At 70.7% G+C, this 21,055-nt stretch carries 17 protein-coding genes; 8 read left to right on the top strand and 9 right to left on the bottom strand.

The window, feature by feature from the left end:
* The first annotated feature begins 51 nt into the window (after nucleotides 1–51).
* A complete protein-coding gene (arfB, locus tag L7D48_RS10755; RefSeq protein ID WP_237878760.1) occupies nucleotides 52–489 on the top strand; it encodes an alternative ribosome rescue aminoacyl-tRNA hydrolase ArfB in 438 nt (145 codons plus the stop codon).
* A gap of 30 nt (nucleotides 490–519) precedes the next feature.
* Here arfB and L7D48_RS10750 read toward each other — a convergent pair whose 3' ends face one another.
* From L7D48_RS10750 to L7D48_RS10740, 3 genes are all read right to left on the bottom strand, one after another.
* Nucleotides 520–1,674 carry a S8 family serine peptidase gene (locus L7D48_RS10750; protein ID WP_237878757.1) on the bottom strand — a complete coding sequence of 385 codons (1,155 nt, stop codon included), beginning with the start codon at nucleotides 1,672–1,674 and terminating at the stop codon, nucleotides 520–522.
* A 1,443-nt stretch (nucleotides 1,675–3,117) separates the two neighbouring features.
* Nucleotides 3,118–3,576: a hypothetical protein gene (locus L7D48_RS10745; protein ID WP_237878756.1), complete on the bottom strand. Its 459-nt coding sequence runs from the start codon at nucleotides 3,574–3,576 to the stop codon at nucleotides 3,118–3,120.
* A gap of 190 nt (nucleotides 3,577–3,766) precedes the next feature.
* Nucleotides 3,767–4,330, bottom strand: a complete 564-nt coding sequence (locus tag L7D48_RS10740; protein WP_237878759.1) for a flavin reductase family protein — start codon at nucleotides 4,328–4,330, stop codon at nucleotides 3,767–3,769.
* Nucleotides 4,331–4,668: 338 nt separating this feature from the next.
* On the opposite strand from L7D48_RS10740, the gene cdgB reads away from it, so the two are divergent.
* The gene (gene cdgB, locus L7D48_RS10735) at nucleotides 4,669–6,348 is read left to right on the top strand and encodes a diguanylate cyclase CdgB (RefSeq protein ID WP_237878755.1); all 1,680 of its coding nucleotides are present in this window, start codon (nucleotides 4,669–4,671) and stop codon (nucleotides 6,346–6,348) included.
* 127 nt (nucleotides 6,349–6,475) lie between these two features.
* Nucleotides 6,476–7,450: a hypothetical protein gene (locus L7D48_RS10730; protein ID WP_237878754.1), complete on the top strand. Its 975-nt coding sequence runs from the start codon at nucleotides 6,476–6,478 to the stop codon at nucleotides 7,448–7,450.
* Between the two features lie 48 nt (nucleotides 7,451–7,498).
* Here L7D48_RS10730 and L7D48_RS10725 read toward each other — a convergent pair whose 3' ends face one another.
* The 4 genes from L7D48_RS10725 to L7D48_RS10710 all read right to left on the bottom strand — a co-directional run bounded on the left by L7D48_RS10725 (nucleotide 7,499) and on the right by L7D48_RS10710 (nucleotide 11,863).
* Nucleotides 7,499–8,389 (bottom strand): class II fructose-bisphosphate aldolase, encoded by an 891-nt coding sequence (locus L7D48_RS10725; protein WP_237878753.1) that lies wholly within the window; start codon nucleotides 8,387–8,389, stop codon nucleotides 7,499–7,501.
* 127 nt (nucleotides 8,390–8,516) lie between these two features.
* Nucleotides 8,517–9,455: a 1-phosphofructokinase family hexose kinase gene (locus tag L7D48_RS10720; protein WP_237878758.1), complete on the bottom strand. Its 939-nt coding sequence runs from the start codon at nucleotides 9,453–9,455 to the stop codon at nucleotides 8,517–8,519.
* A gap of 159 nt (nucleotides 9,456–9,614) precedes the next feature.
* On the bottom strand, nucleotides 9,615–10,910 hold the full coding sequence (gene nagA / locus L7D48_RS10715) for an N-acetylglucosamine-6-phosphate deacetylase (RefSeq protein ID WP_237878752.1): 1,296 nt from the start codon (nucleotides 10,908–10,910) through the stop codon (nucleotides 9,615–9,617).
* Nucleotides 10,907–11,863: an ROK family protein gene (locus L7D48_RS10710; protein WP_237878751.1), complete on the bottom strand. Its 957-nt coding sequence runs from the start codon at nucleotides 11,861–11,863 to the stop codon at nucleotides 10,907–10,909. The genes nagA and L7D48_RS10710 overlap by 4 nt, the downstream gene beginning before the upstream one ends.
* A gap of 183 nt (nucleotides 11,864–12,046) precedes the next feature.
* Here L7D48_RS10710 and L7D48_RS10705 point away from each other — a divergent pair, with 183 nt between their 5' ends.
* The 5 genes from L7D48_RS10705 (at nucleotide 12,047) to L7D48_RS10685 (ending at nucleotide 18,715) form a co-directional block, all read left to right on the top strand.
* Nucleotides 12,047–13,423, top strand: coding sequence for a hypothetical protein (locus tag L7D48_RS10705; protein WP_237878750.1), 1,377 nt, complete (start codon nucleotides 12,047–12,049; stop codon nucleotides 13,421–13,423).
* Nucleotides 13,399–14,547 (top strand): hypothetical protein, encoded by a 1,149-nt coding sequence (locus L7D48_RS10700; protein ID WP_237878749.1) that lies wholly within the window; start codon nucleotides 13,399–13,401, stop codon nucleotides 14,545–14,547. Before L7D48_RS10705 ends, L7D48_RS10700 begins: the two co-directional genes overlap by 25 nt.
* A gap of 206 nt (nucleotides 14,548–14,753) precedes the next feature.
* Entirely contained in the window at nucleotides 14,754–15,269 is a 516-nt protein-coding gene (locus tag L7D48_RS10695; protein ID WP_237878748.1) for a hypothetical protein, read from the top strand.
* 19 nt (nucleotides 15,270–15,288) lie between these two features.
* The gene (locus tag L7D48_RS10690; RefSeq protein WP_237878747.1) at nucleotides 15,289–17,613 is read left to right on the top strand and encodes a hypothetical protein; all 2,325 of its coding nucleotides are present in this window, start codon (nucleotides 15,289–15,291) and stop codon (nucleotides 17,611–17,613) included.
* The gene (locus L7D48_RS10685) at nucleotides 17,606–18,715 is read left to right on the top strand and encodes a hypothetical protein (RefSeq protein WP_237878746.1); all 1,110 of its coding nucleotides are present in this window, start codon (nucleotides 17,606–17,608) and stop codon (nucleotides 18,713–18,715) included. Before L7D48_RS10690 ends, L7D48_RS10685 begins: the two co-directional genes overlap by 8 nt.
* Before the next feature lie 182 nt (nucleotides 18,716–18,897).
* Here L7D48_RS10685 and L7D48_RS10680 read toward each other — a convergent pair whose 3' ends face one another.
* Nucleotides 18,898–19,917 carry a DUF5954 family protein gene (locus L7D48_RS10680; RefSeq protein ID WP_237878745.1) on the bottom strand — a complete coding sequence of 340 codons (1,020 nt, stop codon included), beginning with the start codon at nucleotides 19,915–19,917 and terminating at the stop codon, nucleotides 18,898–18,900.
* 159 nt (nucleotides 19,918–20,076) lie between these two features.
* Complete coding sequence (locus tag L7D48_RS10675; protein WP_237878744.1) at nucleotides 20,077–21,027, bottom strand: SIS domain-containing protein; 951 nt, start codon at nucleotides 21,025–21,027, stop codon at nucleotides 20,077–20,079.
* Nucleotides 21,028–21,055 lie beyond the last annotated feature (28 nt).

Genomic DNA, 21,055 nt, shown 5'->3' with positions numbered 1-21,055 from the left:
GAGCAGGAGGGCGGGGAAAACGCCGTGACGGCGGGCCCGGAGGGCGGGATCATGGGAGTCATGTCCGGGCCCTACCTCATCCGCGGCTCGGTCTCCCTGCCGGAGGCCGAGCTGAACTGGCGTTTCTCGCGCTCGTCCGGGCCTGGCGGCCAGCACGTCAACACCAGCGACAGCCGGGTCGAGCTCCGCTTCGACCTCGCGCGCACCGAGGCGCTGCCCGAGGTGTGGAAGGAGCGGGCCCTGGAGCGGCTGGCCGGCCGGCTGGTGGACGGAGTCCTGGTCGTACGGGCCGCCGAGCACCGCTCCCAGTGGCGCAACCGCGAGACCGCGGCCGTACGCATGGCCGCGGTGCTGGCGGAGGCGACCGCGCCGCCGCCGCGCCCGCGCAAGAAGGGCAAGGTCCCGCGCGGGATCAACGAGCGGCGGCTGCGGAACAAGAAGCACCGCTCCGACGTCAAGCGCGGCCGCTCCGGCCGCGACTGGGGGTAGGCCGGCCGGGGCCGGCCCACCCCCTGCTGCTCAGTACCGGGGCTGCGCAGGCGTCCGTCGCCGGAAGGCCATGGCGGTGACGACCGCGGCGACGGCGACGAGTACCGCGGCTCCGATGCCGATGGCCGTCCAGGGCGGCCCGCTGCCGCCGGTTTCCTCCTGTGCGGCGACCTGCTCGTCGTCCTGTTCCTGGGCTTTGCCGGGCTTGGCGGTGGGCGGCCCCTCGTTCTTGCCGTCGGCCTCGCCGTCCTCGGGCGAGGGGGACTTGGAGGCTTCGAGGGAGGCGTAGTACTTGGAGAAGATCGGGCTCACATCCGCCGGCCCGGGGTCGCCGTCGCCGTCGACCAGGACCTGTGCGGGTCTGACGATGCCGTGCCCGAGGTACATGCTGGGCTCCTCGCCCCGCTGCGACATCCCCGTCGTCTCGACCATCACACGCAGGACCTGGTGGTTGGTCCAGTCGGGGTGCTCGGCCCAGATGAGCGCGGCCGAGGCGGACGCGACGGCGGACGCCTGACTCGTGCCGCCGGGTACGCCAGGGGCGGAGAGCACAAGGTGATGGCCGTAGTTGGAGAAGTCGGCCACCGTGCCGGTCTCGTCCACCGCTCCCACAGGCACGACACCCGGAAGTACCGCTGGGAAGTCGTTGTTCTTCACGCGACGGCCATCGTTTCCAGCGGCCGCGAAGATGAGCTTGCCGCGCTTGTTGGCTTCGTCGACTGCGTCCTGCAGTTCGTCGGCCGTTTCGTTGGATACCCCGGAGAGCCCCTGTGAGATGTTGATGATCTTGGCGTCACTCCGGGCTGCGTATCGGATCGCCTTGATGAGCGTGTCGTGTGACCTGAAAAGGCCGGGTGTGACATGGGTACGGAGAGGAAGGATCTTCGCTTCTGGAGCCAGGCCTCGCAGGGTGTTCCCTGCCCCGGAACCGGCGATCAGTGCGGCCATCTCCGTTCCGTGTCCGGTCTCGTCTTCGTGAACATCAGCGTCTGCAGTGGTGAAACTCTTCCCGTCCAGCAGCCTGCCGGTCAGTCCTGGCGTCGGCTTCACTCCGGAATCGATGACAGCGACAGTCACGCCTTTGCCCTTGCTGACTTTCCACAGTCCAGAGGCGTTCATGGCGTCCAGATACCACTGCTGGTCCGGCCTGACCTCGGCTAGGGCAGGAGGCGCGAGCAGCCCCATGGACATGAGCGTGGCTGTGAGCAGACCGACCAGAGTCAGTGCTCGCCTCTGTGAGGGGAGGGCATGGATTCGCATGTGACAGCGCACTTCCTCGGAATCAATCGATGACCGGCGGCACAACGTCCCGTCGCCCCGTCCAGGTCTCCTCGTCCTCGGTGAGGTAGTCGGGGCGGTCCCGGCCCTCTCTCCGGTCCCTCGACGGGGAACTCGTGTTGGTCGGCCGCCCAGTTCCCGCCACACCCGATGCTGTGCTGCCCCGGACGAGCCCACTGCCGCCGGGAGTGAACTCGGCACGACCGCGACCGCTGCCCATGCGAGAGCCTCCCCCAGTCCCACCCGGCTGCGGCGCCATAGGCCGTCCTGGAGACATGCCTCTGCCTGTCGGAGACCCGCCGTTCGCGGCTCCCGGAATACCACCCACAGGCCGTCCCAATGGAGCACGGTCCCCGCCGATGGTCCCGCGTGGAGTCCCTGATCCCGCAGCATGGTTGCCTGCCTGGCGCGGGGTGCCGCCCATGATGCCGTCTCTGGCGGAGCTTCGCGGTGGGACACCACCCCTTCCACCACTGCCCGGTGGCTGACCGGTTGCGGTGACGTGGGGCAGCGGCCGACCGGTGCGATGGATTGGTCCACTGGGCGCCACTGGGGGCGTGGTTGGAGATGAAGGGCCCGTGGAGGATTGGGAGGGGTTCAGCCCTGTTTGTGGCCGAGGCTCAGAGGCAGGGGGTGAGGCGACGGAGTCGATCGTCATGCTTGTGGGGCGATCGGCCGTAGGGGTGGGAACGGCGTTGGGGCGTTCCGCCGTGAAGGCGGAACGGAACCCATCCCCCTCTTGCGTGGGGACGAACCTGCCCGAGGCTGGGCCCGAATCCCGAGTGGCTGCCGAATCCCAGTGGCCGGAATGTGGCACTGAATTTGGCGCATACGTGCCGGGGCCTCTTTCCCCTTGCCCAGGCAGCGGCTTGAAGTCCGGCTCCTCCGCGGCGCGGAGTGCTTCCCCGGTCGTCCTGTAGTACGACGACAGCCGGTTGAGCTGGTTGATCGCCTCCTGGCGCTTGCCCTCCTCACGCTCCTGGCGGGCCTTGTCCTTCTCCGGGTCGGCGTAGCACATCTCGGGTTCGGGGATGGCGGCCTTGGCCTCGGTCAGGGCCTGGCCCGCGTTGACCATGTGCTGCCCGAGCGTGCGGACGTACGCGGCGAACCGCATTGACTCCAGGGCGAACTGGCGCCCCCACTCGCGGAAGGCGTCGCCGCCCTCGCCGTCCCACTCCACACGGTCGATGTAGGTGCGCAGTTCGCTGCCGATGCCGTCCATGTCGGAGCCGGCCTTGCCGAGGGCCTGGCCGCGCGAGGTGAGCAGGCCGGGGTCGGCCTTCGCGACCATCGCGTTGAGCGCGGCGAGGGACTTGCCCTCGAACTCTCCCGTAGCCATTCCTGCCCCCCTTAGTCGAAGTCCGTGTCCGCGTCGAGGGCCTTCTTGTTGCCTTCGGAGGAGGAGTCCTTGACCTTCTCCGAGTCACCCTGCCGGCTTGCCGACCAGTGCTCGCCCACCTGCGTCTGGATGGCCTGGAAACGCTGCCGCCGGTCCTCCTCGACGCCGCCATAGCCCTTGTCCACGATCTCGGTGGCGATCCCCAGCGCCTCCAACTGCTCGCCGAACAGCCGGGAGAGGGTTTCCAGGCGCGTGTGCACCTTCTCATAGAGGGCTGACAGGTCCTCAGCCGCGCTGAAACCCGTGCCGTACGCGTCGGGGGCGACGGTCTGTTCGCCGATCTGCTTGTGGGAGGCGGGGGACTTCCCCAGCTCACCGAGGAGTTCGTCGATGCGGCCCTTGAAGGCGGTGAGCGTCTCGGCCTGGTAGTTCAGGCTCTTGCCACCGCCGAAGTCACGCTCGCCCGTCACGCCGTGCCCCCGTCCCCCGATTAGTCGCCACGCTGTGCCAAGGTCGTGTCACGTCAGTGTAGTCAGCAGGCGATCCGGCCCGTCGGGGGCTGTGGACGGCGGGCGCGCTTTCCGGCCGGTCGGACCGGTGGACCGGTCGGGCAGGTCTGGCAGGCCTGGGGCAGGGAGGCCGGCCGGCCGGGAGCGGCCGCTACGCCAGGCGCCGGTAGCGCCCGCGGAAGTACGTCAGCGGCCTGCCCTCCGAGGACGGCAGTGAGGTGGCCAGCACCCGGCCGATCACGAGTGTGTGGTCGCCCGCGCCCACCCGCTGCTCGGTACGGCACTCCACCGTCGCCAGCGCGCCGTCGACCAGGGGAGCTCCGGAGACCTCGCCTCGGGTGCGGGGCATGTCCTGGAAGAGCAGGCGGTCGCTGACCCGGCCGCGCATGGAGAAGCGGCCCGCGATGTGGCGCTGGCCCTCCGCGAGCAGGGAGGCGGCCCACAGTGGCTGCCGTTTCAGCAACTCGTCCATCCGGGAGCCCTCGCGGACGCTGACCAGTACCAGCGGCGGATCCAGGGAGACGGAGAGGAAGGAGGTCGCGGTCATGCCCACGTCCTCGCCGCGCGGCCCGTCCTCCGGGTCGTGCGCCGTCACCAGTACCACGCCCGCGGCCAGCCGTGCCAGGGCCGCGCGGAACTCCTCCTCGCCCACCCCCTCAGGATGCGGGAGGCCGGAGGTGTGGCGCGAGGGCGAAGTGGGGGCGTTCCGGGACATCTGATGCTGTGGTGTCGGATGCACACCCCGCACGCTAGACGCTGGTCCCGACGGTCGCATCGGCCCCCGGGACCAGACCGGACCTAGGTACATCGGCTGAATGATCCGCAGGTCAGGACCGGAATTTGCGTTCGGTACGGGTGTGGCGCGGATCGGAGCGCTCCCACTCGGCGCAGTCGGGCGCCCACGCTCCGTTGTGACATGAGTCACACAGGGGGGCAATTGTTGACCCTGTGTACCGACTGGGCAGCTCGCTGTGATTCAGTGGCCTGAAGACAGGAGAAAGTCCAAAACCGGATCATCTGGAGTCACCCACTCGAGTCTCAGGGGGAGGGCGGATGGAAGCCGAGTCGGAGCCGTACGTGCGCCTCGCCACCCTGCGCAGGCTCCACCAGTCCATGGCGGACCTCAACACCGCGCGCAGCCTGGCGGACACCCTGCAGACCGTCGCCGACGGCATCGTGAAGGGCCTCGACTTCGAGCTGGCCGCGGTCAACCTCGTCAAGCCCGACGGGGACCTCGTGGTGGCGGCCGTCGCAGGCAGCGAGGGCGCGGAGGCGATGATGGCGGGCCGTACGGGCTCGCGGGCGGCCTGGGAGCGGCGGCTGGCGCTGGGCGAGCGCTGGGGCGAGCTGCGCTTCATCCCGTACACCGAGGCGTGGGTCCTGACGGACGACGACGTGCCGCAGTGGCACACCGCCGGGCCGGCCCCGCGGTACGCCGACGAGTGGCATCCGATGGACCTCCTCATGGCGCCGATGCACTCGTCCGACGGGGAGCTCCTCGGCGTCATCTCCGTCGACAAGCCGCGCAACGGGCGGCGCCCGGGCGCGTGGGGGCGCGAAGCGCTGCAGATGTACGCCTTTCAGGCGGGGATTGCGATCAGCAACGCCCGGCTGCGCGCAAACATGCAGCGCGCGCTGGTCCGCCTGGAGCGCGAGCAGCAGGCGCTGAGGGCGAGCGAGGAGAGCTTCCGGCAGGCGTTCGAGTACGCGCCCAGCGGCATGGCGGTCACCGAGCTGGGAGGTGACCAGCACGGGCGGCTGGTGCGCACCAACGACGCGCTGTGCCGTCTGCTGGGCCGCCCGGCCGCGGCGCTGCGGCGCTGCAGCTTCTCCGACCTCGTCCACCCCGAGGACCTGGCCACCCTGCTGCGCACCTCCGCGGAGGGCGGCCGGGCCGAGCTGCGGCTGGCGCGGCGCGACGGCTCCTTCCTCTGGGTCTCCCTGCGCAACTCGGTGGTGGCCGACGCCACCGACGGCCCGCGCTTCCTGCTCACCCACGTCGAGGACATCGAGGAGCGCAAGCGCCACGAGCTCCAGCTCGCCCACCGCGCCAGCCACGACTCGCTCACCGGCCTGCCCAACAGCGCCGAGCTGCGGGCCCGGCTCGGCGCGCGGCTGTGCGACAAGCCCGCGCCGGTGCCCGACGCCGCGCAGATGGGCCCCGGGGGAGCCGGCGGCGCCCTCGACGGCGGGTTCGGGTCCGACGGCTTCGGCACCGGCGTTCCCGGTCTCGACGGGTTCGGCCTCGACGGCTTCGGGGGAGTCCTCCCGGAGCCGGCCGGCGGCTACGAGCACCACGTCCACACCGTTCCGCCCGCGAGCGACGACCCCTCGGAGAAGGGCCTGGCCGTCCTCTTCTGCGACCTCGACGGCTTCAAGTCGATCAACGACCGCTTCGGCCACCACTGCGGCGACGCCGTGCTGATCGAGGTGGCCAGACGCCTTTCGAGTGGCGTTCGCGACAATGACACCGTCGCCCGGCTGGGTGGTGACGAATTCGTCGTCCTGGCGGACGGACTGTGTCGCGGCGACGCCGCTGACCTGGCCGTACGGCTGCGCAACGCGATCATCCCGCCCATCCGCGTGGAGGGGCGCGCGGTGCGGGTGGGGGCGAGCTTCGGCATCAGCTGGGCGGGGTGCGGGATGTCCGCCGAGGAGGTCCTGCACTCCGCCGACCAGCGGATGTACGTCGAGAAGCGGTCGCGCTCCAAGGCCCACCGCCGGGCCGGATGAGGCCCGGGCGGGCCCCGGCACCGGGTGTGTCGCGGGACGCGGTGCGAGGGGTCACAGACGCCGCGTTCTTTAACCCGAAAGAGGTAGGCTGCGCCGGGCAGGCACCCGTCATGGAGGAGCGCACGGAATGACCGCCGGTAACAACGGCTCGGGCACGCCGGAGAACGACGACCCGTTCGCCTACCTCTACCGCTCCGAGGGCGGTACGGGCGGTGACACAGGCGCCGCGGCGTCACAGCCGGGAGTGCCTCGCACCTCGTACAACCACGTCCGTGCCGTGGGCGAGCGCCGCTACGGCGGGCAGCAGGGCCAGCAGCAGGCACCGCAGCAGCACCAGCAGCCGCCGCACCAGCCCAGCGCGCACTACGCGGCCCCCGAGACCGTGCCCGGCGGCCGTGCCGCCGCGCGGCGCGAGGCCGCCGCGGCCGGTCCGGCCGGCCGGGGGCGGGGCCGCAACCACAACGGTCTGCTGGTCGGCGCACTGGCGGTCGTCGCCGCCGTGGTCCTCGGCGTGGGCGCCGCCGTCTTCTTCAGCGACGGCGACGACGCGAACGCCAACCAGACCGGCGGCACCCAGGCCGCCACCTCCGGAGCCGGCGAGGGCGAGAGCGGCGCGGGCGACGGGGACGACCTGGACAAGGACGCCGACAAGAACAAGGAGGAGAAGCCGGGCCCCCTCCCCTCCGAGGACGCGGCCAGCCTCCAGCTCGGCGGCGGCGCGACCACGGACAAGGCCGTCCAGGGTGCCGAGTCCAGGAGCGGCGCGTACGTCACCGGCCTCGACAAGCCCGGCTCCTCGGCCACCTGGACCTTCGAGGTCCCCGAGGACGGCAAGTACACGCTGTTCGTCGGCTACGGAGTGCCGGGCAAGGACGCGAACTCCGCGCTCGCAGTCAACGGCACGCCCCACAAGGGCGGGCTGAACATGAAGAACTTCGCCAAGGCGGGCGAGGGCGAGTGGGAGAAGGGCTGGACGCGCACCTTCGCCTGGGTCAACCTGAACAAGGGCACCAACACCGTCAGGATCTCCTGCGAGGAGGGCAACCAGTGCGGGTTCGTCCTCGACCGGGTCTGGCTCAAGGAAGGCCACGTCCGCGGCTGACGCCACTGCGGCGGGTCGTGACGGGGCCGGCGGCGCGGCGCGGTCGCGTCAGCCGCCGACCACCTTCAGGAAGGCCGCCACCGTCCGCGCCATCGCCTCCCGCGCCGGGGACAGGTACCGGCGCGGATCGACGGCCCGTGCGTCCTGGGCGAGGAAGGCGCGGACGGCCCCGGTGAAGGCGGTGTTCAGCGCCGTCCCCACGTTGATCTTCGTCATGCCGGCCGCCACCGCCCGCCGCAGCTCCTCGTCCGGCACCCCTGAGGAGCCGTGCAGCACCAGCGGCACGGGGACGGCCTCGCGCAGCTCGCCGATGAGCGCGTGGTCGAGGACGGCGGTGCGCTCGGTCATCGCGTGGGAGCTGCCGACCGCGACGGCCAGGGCGTCCACCCCGGTGGCCGCCACGTACGCGGCCGCCTCGGCGGGATCGGTCCGCACGCCGGGGGCGTGCGCGTCGAGTGTCCCGCGCCCCTCTTCCGGCTCCCCGCCGTCCCCCGGCTCCCGGTCGCCGGGCTTGCCGCCGATCCGGCCCAGCTCGGCCTCCACCCACATCCCGTGCGCGTGGCCGAAGCGCACGGCCTCCGCCGTGGCCGCCACATTGTCGGCGTAGGACAGCCTCGAGGCGTCGAACATCACCGAGCCGAACCCGGACTCCGGCGCGGCGCGCAGCAGTTCGAAGCTCTCCACATGGTCCAGGTGCAGGGCCAGCGGCGCGCCGGAGGCCCGTGCCACGGCCGCCGCCGCGGCGGCGACGGGGGCGAGCCGGCCGCCGTGGAAGCGCACGGCGTTCTCGGAGATCTGGAGGACGGCGGGCATGCCGGCGGTCTCCGCGCCGGCGGCGATCGCCTCGGCGTGCTCCAGGGTGATGACGTTGAACGCGGCGACGCCGCGGCCGGACGCGCGCGCGTCCGCCACGAGTTCTCCGCTGCCGACCAGTGGCATGCCGACCCCTCCTCCGTGCCCGTCCGTCCCGCGTGCCCGTCTTCTCCGCTCGCAGCCGCCTCGCCGCCGCTTCGCAGTCGCCCCGCAGCCGCCTCGCCGCCGTCCGGCCGGGGTGCCGGACGGGCCGTCAGACGGCCGCCATCTGCCGGTCGATCCGCACCCCGGGCAGCAGTTCCTCGTACAGCACCCGGTCGAACTCGCCCGCCGCCTCGGCCCGTACGGTCGCCGCCGACAGGGCGGCGGCGCGGGCCAGCCGGTCCGGCCAGGGCAGGCCCTCCACGAGTCCGGACAGCAGCGCGGCCACCACCGAGTCCCCCGCCCCCGTCGGGTTGCCCGCCAGCCGCCGGGGCGGCTCGACGCGCCAGACGCCCTCCGGGGTGAGACCGAGCAGCCCGTCCTCGCCCAGCGAGGCGACCACCGCGTGCGCCCCGCGCCGCTGCGCCAGCCGCGCGGCCCGCAGCGGCTCGGTGGTGCCCGTTATCCCGGCCAGCTCATGGGAGTTGGGTTTGACGACGTCCGGCCGGGCGGCCAGCCCGCGCAGCAGTGGCTCCCCGCTGGTGTCCAGCAGCACGGGCACGCCCGCGGTGCGCGCGGCGCGTACCAGCGTCCCGTACGCCCCTACGGGCACCCCGGGCGGCAGACTGCCGCACAGGGCGACGGCGGTGGCGTCGTGCAGCAGCCCGCCGTAGACGTCCAGGAAGCGCTCCCACTCGGCGGGGGCTATCTGCGGGCCGGGCTCGTTGAGCACGGTGGCGTCGCCGGACGCCTCGTCCACGACCGTGACGGTGCGGCGGGTGTCCCCGCCGACGGCGACGAACGCGTCCCCCACCGGGCCCTCCTCCGTCACCTCCGACAGCAGCGCCCGCAGCCGGTCGCCGTTCGGGCCGCCGGTGAAGCCGGTCACCAGCGTCTCGTGGCCCAGCGCTCCCAGGACCCGTGCCACATTCAGGCCCTTGCCGCCCGGACGCTCGGCGACCTCCCGGACCCGGTGGGAGGCGCGCGGCTCCAGACGGGGGACGCGGTAGGTGATGTCCAAAGCCGCGTTGAGCGTGACGGTCAGGATCATCCGGTACTCCGCCTCCCACCGGCGAGTGTGAACGTTCGGCATGCGCACGGTGGCGCGGGGCCGCCGACCGTGCGAGTGATCATGCCAAAGCGGAGGCGGCTGGCCCAGAGGGCGAAGACGACCGCCCGCGCTCGATGTGGGAACGAGACCGTAACGCAATCAGCCCGTCGCGCCGCCGCGTACAACCCCGGCGGGCTCCGCGGTGTCCGGAAGGCGAGGGGGCACCACCCACTCGCCCCGGCGCATGACGCCCGCCACCCGGTAGCCGCCGTCCAGCACCACCAGATCGGCGTACTTGCCGGGCTCGATCGACCCCACCCGGTCGGCGACCCCCAGCAGCCGCGCCGGGTTGAGCGCCAGGGCCCGTACCGCGTCCTCGATCCGCAGGCCGTCCACCGTCACCGCGCGCCGCAGCGCCTCGTCCAGGGTGAGCGTGGAGCCCGCGATCGAACCGCCCTCCACCAGCCGGGCGACACCGTCGGTGACGCGCACCTGGAGCGGGCCGAGCGGGTAGAGGCCGTCGCCCATGCCGGCCGCCCCCATGGCGTCGGTGACGAAGGCGACCCGGCCGGTCCCGGCGCGGGCGAAGGCCAGCTCCAGGACGGCGGGGTGCAGATGGACGCCGTCGTTGATCAGCTCGACGGTGACCCGCTCGTCCTCCAGCAGCGCCGCCACCGGGCCGGGGGCGCGGTGCAGCAGCGGGGGCATCGCGTTGAACAGGTGCGTGGCGACCGTCGCACCCGCCCCGACGGCCTCCAGCACGGCCTCGTAGGAGGCGTCGGTGTGGCCGACCGCCGCGATCACCCCGCTGTCGGCCAGCAGCCGCACCGACTCCAGGCCGCCGGGCAGCTCCGGCGCGAGCGTGACCATCCGCGCCGCGCCGCGCGCCGCCCGCACCAGTGCGCGCACATCGGCCGGGTCGGGATCGCGCAGCAGGCCGGGGTCGTGCGCGCCGCAGCGGCCGCGGGCGATGAAGGGGCCCTCGAAGTGGATGCCCGCCAGGTCGCCCTGCTCCACCAGCTCCGACAGCGCGGCGGCCTGCCGGGCGAGTTCGTCCAGAGCGCCGGTGACGGTGGAGGCGACCATCGTCGTGGTGCCGTGCGCCCGGTGGGTGGCGATCGCCCGCAGCGCCTCCTCGGCCGAGCCCGCGGAGAAGGACGCCCCGCCGCCGCCGTGGACGTGCATGTCGACGAAGCCGGGCACGACCCAGTGGCCGGCCAGGTCGAGCGTGCCCGCCTCCCCGGGGGTGTCGGCGGCGATGCGCGACCCCTCCACCGTCACCCTGCCGTCCTCGGCCACGCCGTCCGGCAGCACCACACGGGCGCCCGTCAGCACGGTGCGCCGCGCTCCGGCCGTCCGGGTGCTCGCCGCCGGTGCTTTCGCCGCCGGTGCTTTCGCCGCCGGTGCTTTCGCCGTCCGCGGCCCCGTCGTCTGCGCCGTCTTCGGACCGGTCATCGGCTCACAACCTCCGCGGAGAGTAGGTCCCAGGCGAGGAGTCCCGCGCCCAGGCACCCGGCGGTGTCCCCCAGGGCCGCCGGAACGATCGTGGGAACGTGCTGGAAGGTGACCTTGGCGCGTACGGCCTCGCGCAGCGGCGCCAGAAGCGTCTCGCCCGCCTCCGCCAGCCCGCCGCCGACGATCAGCACCCGTGGGTCCAGCAGGGTGATCGCGGTGACCAGGCCCTCGGAGAGGGCGTCGACCGCGTCGAGCCAGACGGCGGCGGCCCGCGGGTCGCCCGCCTCCACGGCCCGGGCGGCACCGGCCGCCGTCGCCTCCGGATCGCCGCACGCCCCGGCCCAGGCCCGGCCCACGGCGGCGGCGGAGGCGAACAGCTCCAGGCAGCCGCGCCGCCCGCAGCCGCACTCGGGCCCGCCGGGCCGTACGGTGATGTGGCCGATCTCGCCCGCGCCGCCGTGCGCGCCCGGCTCCACCCGGCCGTCGATCCCGACGGCCCCGGCGATGCCGGTGCCCAGCGCGGTGAACAGGAAGCGGTCCACGCCCGCCCCCGCCCCGATCCGGCCCTCGGCGAGCCCGCCTGCGCGCACGTCGTGCCCGAGGGCGACGGGCACCCCGCCCAGCCGCCCGGACAGCAGATCGCGCAGCGGCACGTCCCGCCAGCCGAGATTGGTGGAGTAGACGGCCGTACCCGCCGCGTCGTCGATGATCCCCGGCACCGCGATCCCCGCGGCCACGGGCTCGGCGCCGTACCGCGCGACCCCGGTCTTCCGCAGCCCTTCGGCGAACGCGAGCACGTTATCCACCACGGCGTCCGGCCCGTCCCCCCGCCCGGTGGGCCGCCGCGCCTGGTGCAGCAGTGTGTGGCCGGGCCCGACGAGGGCGCCCTTCAGCCCGGTGCCGCCCACGTCGAGGGCGACGACATACGCGGTTTCGTCATGCCGAGGAGTCACGGGGACAGTCTCACCTGTCACCCGCGAAAGGTCTAGTCCACTCTGCCGCCGGTCGGGGCACCGCACGGGAATCCGGACGCCGTGAGCAGGCGCGCCGGGCCGAGCACTGTTCGGCGAGCCGTGGAGAACCCGACCCCCTCCATCCCCTCTGTTAGCGTCGGGCGAGAACCGGCAGGGGGGATCATGGGGAGCCTGTGGGAGCGCGGTCGGCTGCGTACCACTGTTCTGGGGGCGGCGGCCCTCGCCGTCGTGACGGCGGTGATCGTCCACTCAACGTGGGACGACGAATATCCGAAGGCCAACCGTGCGCAGGTGCGGAAGGCGTGCGCCGGCCTGCTGCCCGCCGCCCACCTCGATCCGTTCCTGCCCCGCGACTCGGCCGTGACGCACGGGCAGTACGGCACGCTCCTGGAACCCGGCCACGAGAGCCGCGCGTTCATCGACTGCCGACTCGACTGGACCGATGACGGCGGGAAGGGCGACCGCGGCGTCCACATGCGGGCGGAACCATGGGGGCCCGACGACGTACTCCCCTCCGTCGAAGACGGCGACGTACTCCCCTTCCCCTACCGGCTGCCGGACGGTTCCCGGGGGGTCATCACGGTGCATGACACGTACGGCGACACGAAACGGGTGGGAGTCGTCCTGCAAGTCGCCTGCCCCAGAGGTGACTTCGAACGCTTTCGGCTGGGCACGGATGTGAAGGTTTCCGTCGAACTGCCCATGCGCGTCCACGACGAGGACGACGACGGACACACGGATGGACCCGTCGAGGAGGAACTGCGCCTGGCCGTCCGGTCGGCCGTACACGCCGCCGACCGGGTGCGCGAGCACCAGGCATGCGGCACCGCCCCACTCGGCAAGCTGAGCCCGGCACCGGGCTCCGAACGCGATGGCGACGACGGCGGCGACGACGAGACCGGGACGGGGGACGAGCGGGGAGACGGTCCTCGTGGCGAGGGCACCTGCGCCTGGCTGAACCCCGCCGCCATGGGCTACCCGAAGGGGAAGTGGAGGGTGTCGGGCGGTTCCTCCTTCAACCCCTCCCTGGAAGAGTGCCGTGCCGTTCTCGACGGATTCCCCGACGAGAACGAGACCAAGGGCGTGCAGGCCACCAGTGTTTCCGGAGTCGGAGCACGCGACTTCTACCAGAGTGGTGAGACAGGCCTGAGCGACCACGAAGCCGACGAGCACCACGAGCCCGGACCGGGCTGGACGACTGTCCCGAAAGGAACGGCCGAACTGCTGCCGAGTGACGACCGCACCCTGCCCTCTCTGTCGCTGTGGGCCGAGTCGGTGTGCGACGGCGGCCAGACCTTCCACCGGATCTCGGTCACGCCCGAACTCGGCTACCACCTCGACTCGGAGGGAAAAGTGGCGCGGCATGAGGAGGACAGCCCCGTACTGAGCGAGGCGGCACGCGGGGAACTGTCGCGGACGGCACGTGCCGCGCTCGACCGCTACCTCGCCGCCTCCGGCGGCTGGCCCGAGCGAGCGCACTGCCGTGGCACCACGGTCCTGGGGGAGGTGGAGGGATGGCGATCCATCGACGACGAGTGATCGCCGCCGGCGTCTTCCTCGGCATGGTGTTCATGCTCCCGGCAGGGCAATCCTGGTACGAGGAGAGAAGCGAGCAGCAGGCCTCCGAGGAACTGCTGAGCGACGCATGCGGCGGAGTGCTTCCCGAACGCGAGGCGCGGGCGATCCTTGGCGGCGGCCCGCTGGACGGGAAAACGGATTCCGCACGTGATGAGGAAGGCCTCGGCCGGAAGGACGAACCGCTGGAGGCCGGCTGCTTCGTCGCCCGGAAGAGGCCCGAGAAGACCTATGGCTTCGAGCAGGCGTCGGTCGGAGTGTCGCTTCACGGCACCCGTGTCCCAGACGGTGGGGAGGGCGGGGAGAGCGAACGGCTGGACGACCCCTATCCGGCCCTCTATGCGGACACACCGGCGCCCCTGCCGGGCGGCTGGACCGGTTTCTTCTCAATACGTGACGCCCCCTACGAGGACCGGGGGACCGCCGCCGTGTTTCTGGACTGCGTCGGAGACCGCCGCGACCTGCTGGTCACAGTCAATGTGTCGGTGAAGGACGCCGACTTCGACGACCCCGCCCACCGAACCCGTATAGGACGCCTGGCCACGGCCACAGCACGCAATGCCGCCGAACGCTGGAGCTGCGAGGCGCGCTTCGGCGAGCGGCTGCGTACGGTGCCGCTGCCCGTGGCCGACGACGAGGACGTACCTCTGGACGAGGCGGACGGGACGTGCGAAGGCATCCCGACGCGGGGCCGGTTCCTCACGCGAGCCTGGGAGAGCGACCGGGCCGGTGCCCCGCAGGAGAAGTGCTCCGTCGGCAACAGCGGCGGCACCCCGCTCTACTCGCTGCGGGCCTTCTACGGCCCATACGCGACGAGCGCCCGCGCGGCCTGGGAGAAGCGGTACAGCTTCGTGAAGACGATCCCCGGACGCACTCCCAGCGGGAAGCTGCCCGAAGGCGGTCTGTGGGCCACCGCCACCTGCCCGGCCCCGTTCTCGGGCGAAACCGCTCTCTTCACCGTCGAGCCCCTGGGCAGGAAACGGGAGAAGTCGACGCGGGAGGAGCAGGCGTACGAACGGGCGGCGCTGAAGGCCTTCGCCGAGGCCTCGGCCGAACACCACGGCTGCTCCGCACCACGACTCCCCTGACCACCCCGCCCGGAACGAGCCGTTCCGGGCGGGGGAGAGGCGCACTCGCCCTGCAGGTCACCGCAGTTGACGGCCGCTATGCTCCGATGCGAAACCCACTGTGATCACATGGATCCGATCCGCGCCTCCGTACACGCACGGGGAACGGCACAGCGGGCGGGGCGCGGACTCCGACGGCGGACGAGGACGAGGGAGCGGGGGAGCACGTGTCCATCGAGGACCAGCGGCCCACGAGCACACGGCTGAACGAACTGGCACACCCGGGAGGCGGGGGAGGCCAGGGGCCCGGCGGTGACCTGGCGCACTCCGAGACGCAGAAGAAGAAAGCCGCCGACTACATCAGGCGGCATCTGGGCCCGGACACCAGGAAGGCGAGCGTCCTCGCCGAGGACGACAGCGTAGACGCCGCCGGCGGCTCGAACGCCACCGTCTGCACCACGGGGAAGCTGAACGGCTGGGAGGTGGCCAGGGGGCTGTCCCACCGGCTGAACAAGTGGGAACGGAACTCCAAACGGCTCCAGGGCCGCCTGGACGCCGAGCTCACCGGACTGGAGCAGACCAACACCCTCTTCGGGAACAACGAGACCGACACCAAGGCGTCCTTCAACGGCCTCTCCCCCCTCTACCGCAGCGCCCTGAGCGACTACGCGCCCGGCGCCGGCCCCTCGCCCGGTCCGGGCCCGGGCCGCCCGGCGGCGAAGAGTCCGATAGCGGACTTCTGAGCGGAGGAGGGGAACCGACATGACAGTCGACTACGAGACGATCATCAACACCGGCCTGTCGAGCCTCTCCGACGCGGCGACCGCATGGGAGGACATGGGCAGACGGTTCGGCGAGCTGCACGACAACTACCGCGACCACGTCAAGGCCGCGGTGGAGGCCGACGGCTGGCGGGGCGAGTCGGCCACGGCGTTCAAGAGCCAGGCCCAGGTCACGCTGGAGGAGTACGCGGGTGCGCGCGACGAGGCCAAGGCCGTCGGCGCGCTGCTGAAAGAGGCGTACAGGACGCTCAACTCACGGCGCAACAAGGTCATCGAAATGCGCGACCAGGCCGTCGAGGCGTGTATGACCGTCAATCCGTACTCCGGCCGCTGCACCGCGGACCTCGCCAGGATGGACGAGGACAGGGCGGAGATCTACCGCAGCAACCGGCTCGCCCGCCAGGAGCTGGAGGAATCCTGGACGAACAAGATCCTCGACGCGGTCAAGGACGTCCAGGACGCCGACGAGAACTTCCGCATGGCGCTCATGTCGGACCCGTCCGACGGCAACAAGGGCCTGCTGGACGGCTTCAACGGAGCGCTCAAGAGTGATGCGGGCGAGGCCAACGCCGCACGCGCCGAGGAGCTGTACGACAAGATCAGGCGGGGCGAGAAGCTCTCCGACGGGGAGCGGAGCGAACTGGACCTCCTGATGCGGGAGAACAAGTCCGACCAGGAGTTCAGCCGCACCCTCATCACCTCCCTGGGCGGCCCCGACGGTGTCATCCGCACGCACAACGAGCTGACCGACCGCGCGTACTTCGAGGAGACCGGCCGGAAGAAGCACTACCTGGACATGGACCGGCACCTGGCCGACGTCATCGCCACCGCCACCAAGGTCGAGGGCAAGGGCAAGGAGAGGGAAGAGGACCAGAGGTTCTACGACAAGTGGATGAAGGACCTCAGGGAAGCCGGCCTCAAGGAGTACGACGCCGAGATCGTCGATCAGGCCGGCAGCGACCAGAGGATGCGGGGCTACCAGTCGATCGTCACCCTGATGCAGAACGGCAGCGGCTACAGCGAGCAGTTCCTGCACGACCTCGCCGACGACATCCGCGCCGCCGAGGACTCGAAGCAGAAGGGCGACCCCGACATCTGGGACCTCGACCGGGGGTTCGCGGGGAAGAAGGAGGAAGACGGCACCTTCTCACCGGACAGGGACAGCTGGTTCGCCAACGACCCCTACGACGGTGTCCTCGGCATCATGAGCAAGACCCCCGACATCGCCACCGCCTACTTCGACCCTGACACGGCCGCCGGAAAGGACCGTCTGCACTACCTCCAGAAGGAGCGCGACTGGGATCTGGTCAACACCTCCGAGTACCGCAAGGTCGAGGTGTCCGGCCCGGACAAGGCCGACGCCGACAGCCACGTCGGATTCGGCGCGGCCCTGGAGGCCGCCATGACCGGCCAGGTCCCCGGTGAGGAACGCAGGGACCCAGCGGCAGGTATTGCTGAAGCACAGACAGAAGAGGAAAAGGAAAAGGCTGAACGCGACCTCAGGAAGCGAATCCGGGTTTTCGAGGAGGTGGTGGATTCATACGCCAAAATATCCGCAGTCGACAAGTCGGCGGTCCCGGAGAATGTCCGCCACAACATGGCGAACACCATCGCCTACTACCCTAACGATATTCATGACATCCTAGGCACGAACGGTGACTTCTCTCGAGCGTCGACGAAGACCGAGCCGAACGATATCAGCATCAACAGAACAGAAATGCTGCAGTTCGTTCGCGGGGTTTCCGAAGACGGCGGGGCGTTCAGGAAAATTCATGACTCGCAGATGGTGGTCATCTCGAATAATATCGCCGGCCTGGAAAAAGAAGACCTTCAGAATGGGAGTGTGGACGCTCGGGGCGTAGCGCGCTCCAGCGGTCAGGTAATGGGGTCACTGGACTACATTCGTGCTGATGTTCTCGGGGCTGATCGTGATGAGGAAATATCTCGGAACAACTGGGAGAAGGCGTATAGATATCATTCGGTGGGCGCCCTCTTCACTAATATTCCAATAGTGGGAGACTCGATTCAGCGGTTCGTCGACATAAGTACAGGAAAAATCGCTGAGGGTCTCAATGAGGATGTCGCGAATAAGACCACCGAGGAGCTCATAAGGAGCTATTCCACTCAAGGCCTCCCTCGTTTGGAGAGGATGTTTGTGTTGAGAGGAGAAGAGGTCGGTCTCTCCGAGTATGACCTGAGCGACGGCAGGTCGAACTTTCAGGAATCTATCCTGACGGAAGCTGAGCGTGACTACTCCTCGGCGATACACGGTGCACAGGGAGCGACAGGGCAAAGAGATGAGTGACAGTCGGAGAGAAAAGGCCGTCAAGGGGGCGAAAATTAGAAACTCGGTACTGGCTTCCGTGGTTTCTCTGGCCGTTGTCGGCGGCGTCATCTATTTGCTCGGAGGGGGAGAGGCGGACGGAGAGGGCGGGGAGGGTCTCTGCGGAGGGAACCTGAGTGTTGCAGAGGTCGCGAGACTGGGGAGCGGGGGAGGAGGTGACTACGATTCCTCCCTGGTGGAGATTCGAGAGGATCTGGGCGACTCCGGGAGGGAATCTTCGGACGAGGATGACGTGATACTGCGGTGCGGCATCTGGATGGGCATGCAGAACCTCGCGGAGATTGAGGTGTTCGCTGCCTGGGAATTCGGCCCGTATCAGGGGCGCAGAGTGCCACCGGACTGGTATGCGGAGGAATCACCCCTTGGATCCGGAGTGGTTGGCTGGACAGATGGCAAGAGGGCTGAGGTGTGGTTGCCCGAGGAGTGTTCAGCTGTCTTCAAGTCCGGTGGGAAGCCGATACAGGTGCAGTTGGAGCTGAAAAATTCCGGACACGGGGGTCCGCATGTTTCAGGTGGCGAGCACCAATTCATGGCCGAGATTGCCACCTCCTACGCGAAGAATCTCGCAGAGGGTAAAGGGTGTGATTCCCCTGACTTCAAGGTGACCAAGGGGCTTTCGCGTTCTTCTGCTGTTGAGGATCTTCCTGGAGGTGATCAGTGTAATATTCCGGGGTTTAATTCCTTGCGTGTCGGTGCAAGTCGCGAGGGTGTCCGGCAGCGTACGGTTGGACGTATGGGAGGAGACTGGAGTTGTGCACTGATTCGGGGTGACGGAGAAAACCCCCACGTGTTGTCGGCCTTTGCTGTCACCAGTAATGATCGGGTCATCTCCCGTTACAAGGACTCCCGAAAGGAGTCTTCTGAATACTTCCATACCGAGCTCTTCTCGTGTGGCGCCAAGGAGGTTCTCGCGCAAACCACTCATGCGGGAGTGGACGAAGAAAATCACAGCGAACACGAAGTGAAGTCCCATGAGTACGCCAAGGAGAAGCTCCTGTCGGCGGAAGACCTGCACGAAGGATTTGTCGAGGCTCTCAGGGAGAGGCTGGGGTGTTCCTCGTGAAGTGAGGTTTTCAGATTTGAGGGTGGTGGCGCGGAATTCCATCCGCGTACTCGTGAAATAATGGGCGCAGAACGCGGACCGAGCCCGGGAACGACAGGTGTTATGGCGTGGCCTGTCGTCTGCTGACGAGGCCGAACCATCGGTCGGCACCCGGCCAGGTACCGACCGATGGGGCCGAGGGCTCAGTCGCGGAGGATGTTTCCGAACTCGTCCATCACCGGGTGGAGCCGCATCGGCGGCTCCGGGTCCCAGTCCGAGGGGCGGGACGTCTCGGGCCCGTCGGGGCCGACGCGGATCAGCCGCTCCACGCGGACGATCCGGAAGCACCGGCCGCGCACCCGCAGTTCGTTGCCGCGCGGGGTGCGGGTCACGTACTCGTCGGCCGCCCGCGCGTCCTCCTCGGCCTCGTCCGGGGGGACGTCGTAGAGCATGGGCCGGATCTCCTTCAGATGGTTCACCATCGACCGCCGGGCGTCGTGCGGGGTGGGCAGGGAGACGCAGACCGGCTCCCAGGAGTCCTCCTTCTCCTCGGCGAAGGCGAAGGCGGCGGGCAGGAGCACCACGCCGGGGTGGGTGTGGAGGGCGCGCAGGGAGTCCGCCCGCACCTCCTTCGGGTAGCGCGCGGCCCGGTAGGCCAGCGACAGCAGCTCGACCCGCTGGATGCCCGTCATGAGGCCCACGGCGGCGGCGTGGTCGATGACGAAGCCCTTCGTCCGTGAGACCGACCGGTCGCTCAGCTTCCAGGAGAGCGGCCCCGGGGGCTCGGGGTCGGTGGGGCGGGGCGGTTCCAGCCCGTCGGGGCCGATACGGGCGAACTCGTCGCCGCGCACGACGCGGTAGCGGGTGTCGCCCACCGAGACCTCGTCCACCGGCTCGGTCTCCAGCCGGGCGACGGCGGCCAGCAGCCGGCGGCGCAGCGCCCGGTCCTCGGTGTCGTCCCGCGCCGTGAACCACAGGTACGAGTTGAGACCGTCCCGGGCGTGTTGCGGGAAGCCGCTGTCCATGTCGCTCAGCAGCCGCCAGCGGGGCCCGTCCTCGGGCCGCTGCTCGGCGAAGCCGAAGACGGGCCCCCGGATCACGACATGCGGGTAGCGCACGGACGCCTCGACGGTGTCGTGCTCGGTGACCCGGGAGACGGGGTCGTCCTGGGCCCGTACGCGGATGGTCAGGTGGTCGGGTGACTTCTCACGGTGGTCCTTCATGCACCCACTGTGTTGGAGCCGTCCCGCCGCGTCAGCCGGTTCCCGGTGTTTCGGCACGTACAGTTCCCGGCTGTACGAGGCCTGTACGGGCGGTGCGGGGCCTGTACGGGCGGTGCGGGGGGCCGTACGAGCGGCCCCGGCTGGCCGCCGGCGGCCGCGTCAGCCCAGGACCACGCTGCGCGTGAGGTTGCGCGGCCGGTCCGGGTCCGCTCCGGAGGCCTCCGCCAGGGCGACCGCCAGGCGCTGGGCCCGGATCAGGTCGGCCATCGGGTCCAGCGCCCGATCGCCCGTGGCCGGGCAGTCGGAGTCCGCCAGCAGCGTCCCGCCCACCCGCGCGATGTCGCCGGACAGCCCCTCCGGCAGGGAGCCCAGCAGCCAGACGGCACGGCCCGGGCGGGCGATCGCGATGGGGCCGTGGCGGTACTCCATCGCCGGGTACGCCTCCGTCCAGGCGCCGGCCGCCTCGCGCATCTTCAGCGCGGCCTCCAGCGCCAGCCCGTACGTCCAGCCCCGGCCCAGGAACGTCCACTGCTCGGCCTCCAGCGCGGCCGGGGGCAGCGGCTGGACGACGGCCAGCTCCGCGTCGACCGCCGCCTGCTCGACCGGCTTCACCCCGGCCGGCGGCGCGCCGTGCCGCTCCAGGCCCGCGCGCAGCAGCGCCAGCGCCGTCGTGGCGAAGCGGGTCTGGACGACCGACTCCTCGTCGGCCCAGTCCAGGACGGCGGTGTGGTCGGCGGCCTCCGTCACGGGCGTGGCGGGGTCGGCGGTCAGGGCGGTGGTCGGCACGCGGCCCCGCAGGTGGGCCAGGAGGCCGAGGACCTCGGAGGTGGTGCCGGAACGGGTGATGGCCACCACCCGGTCGTACGCGCGCCCGGCCGGGAACTCCGAGGCCGCGAAGGCGTCCGTCTCGCCCTGCCCGGCGGCCTCGCGCAGCGCCGCGTAGGACTGGGCCATGAACCACGAGGTGCCGCAGCCGGTCACCGCCACCCGCTCGCCCGGGCGCGGCAGCGCCCCGGCGGACCCGGACTCCACCGCCTTCGCCGCCCGCCGCCAGCAGCCGGGCTGGGTGGCGATCTCGGCGGCGGTGCGGGACTGCTCTGCGGCGGCCATGCGGGGCTCCTCATGACGGGGGCGGGGG

The organism is Streptomyces sp. ICN903 (genome assembly GCF_022015835.1).
Classification (GTDB): domain Bacteria; phylum Actinomycetota; class Actinomycetes; order Streptomycetales; family Streptomycetaceae; genus Streptomyces; species Streptomyces fenghuangensis.
Note: the sequence above shows the minus strand (reverse complement) of the source record. Positions and strands in the feature narration are given on the sequence as shown.

Excerpts from the sequence above, each read along its gene's own strand:
- L7D48_RS10705 (WP_237878750.1), top strand. The coding sequence starts at position 12,047 with ATGGGGAGCCTGTGGGAGCGCGGTCGGCTGCGTACCACTGTTCTGGGG.
- L7D48_RS10685 (WP_237878746.1), top strand. The coding sequence starts at position 17,606 with ATGAGTGACAGTCGGAGAGAAAAGGCCGTCAAGGGGGCGAAAATTAGA.
- L7D48_RS10690 (WP_237878747.1), top strand. The coding sequence starts at position 15,289 with ATGACAGTCGACTACGAGACGATCATCAACACCGGCCTGTCGAGCCTC.
- L7D48_RS10675 (WP_237878744.1), bottom strand. The coding sequence starts at position 21,027 with ATGGCCGCCGCAGAGCAGTCCCGCACCGCCGCCGAGATCGCCACCCAG.
- L7D48_RS10750 (WP_237878757.1), bottom strand. The coding sequence starts at position 1,674 with ATGGGGCTGCTCGCGCCTCCTGCCCTAGCCGAGGTCAGGCCGGACCAG.
- L7D48_RS10700 (WP_237878749.1), top strand. The coding sequence starts at position 13,399 with ATGGCGATCCATCGACGACGAGTGATCGCCGCCGGCGTCTTCCTCGGC.
- L7D48_RS10725 (WP_237878753.1), bottom strand. The coding sequence starts at position 8,389 with ATGCCACTGGTCGGCAGCGGAGAACTCGTGGCGGACGCGCGCGCGTCC.
- L7D48_RS10720 (WP_237878758.1), bottom strand. The coding sequence starts at position 9,455 with ATGATCCTGACCGTCACGCTCAACGCGGCTTTGGACATCACCTACCGC.
- L7D48_RS10740 (WP_237878759.1), bottom strand. The coding sequence starts at position 4,330 with ATGTCCCGGAACGCCCCCACTTCGCCCTCGCGCCACACCTCCGGCCTC.
- L7D48_RS10680 (WP_237878745.1), bottom strand. The coding sequence starts at position 19,917 with ATGAAGGACCACCGTGAGAAGTCACCCGACCACCTGACCATCCGCGTA.
- L7D48_RS10730 (WP_237878754.1), top strand. The coding sequence starts at position 6,476 with ATGACCGCCGGTAACAACGGCTCGGGCACGCCGGAGAACGACGACCCG.
- cdgB (WP_237878755.1), top strand. The coding sequence starts at position 4,669 with ATGGAAGCCGAGTCGGAGCCGTACGTGCGCCTCGCCACCCTGCGCAGG.
- nagA (WP_237878752.1), bottom strand. The coding sequence starts at position 10,910 with ATGACCGGTCCGAAGACGGCGCAGACGACGGGGCCGCGGACGGCGAAA.
- arfB (WP_237878760.1), top strand. The coding sequence starts at position 52 with ATGGGAGTCATGTCCGGGCCCTACCTCATCCGCGGCTCGGTCTCCCTG.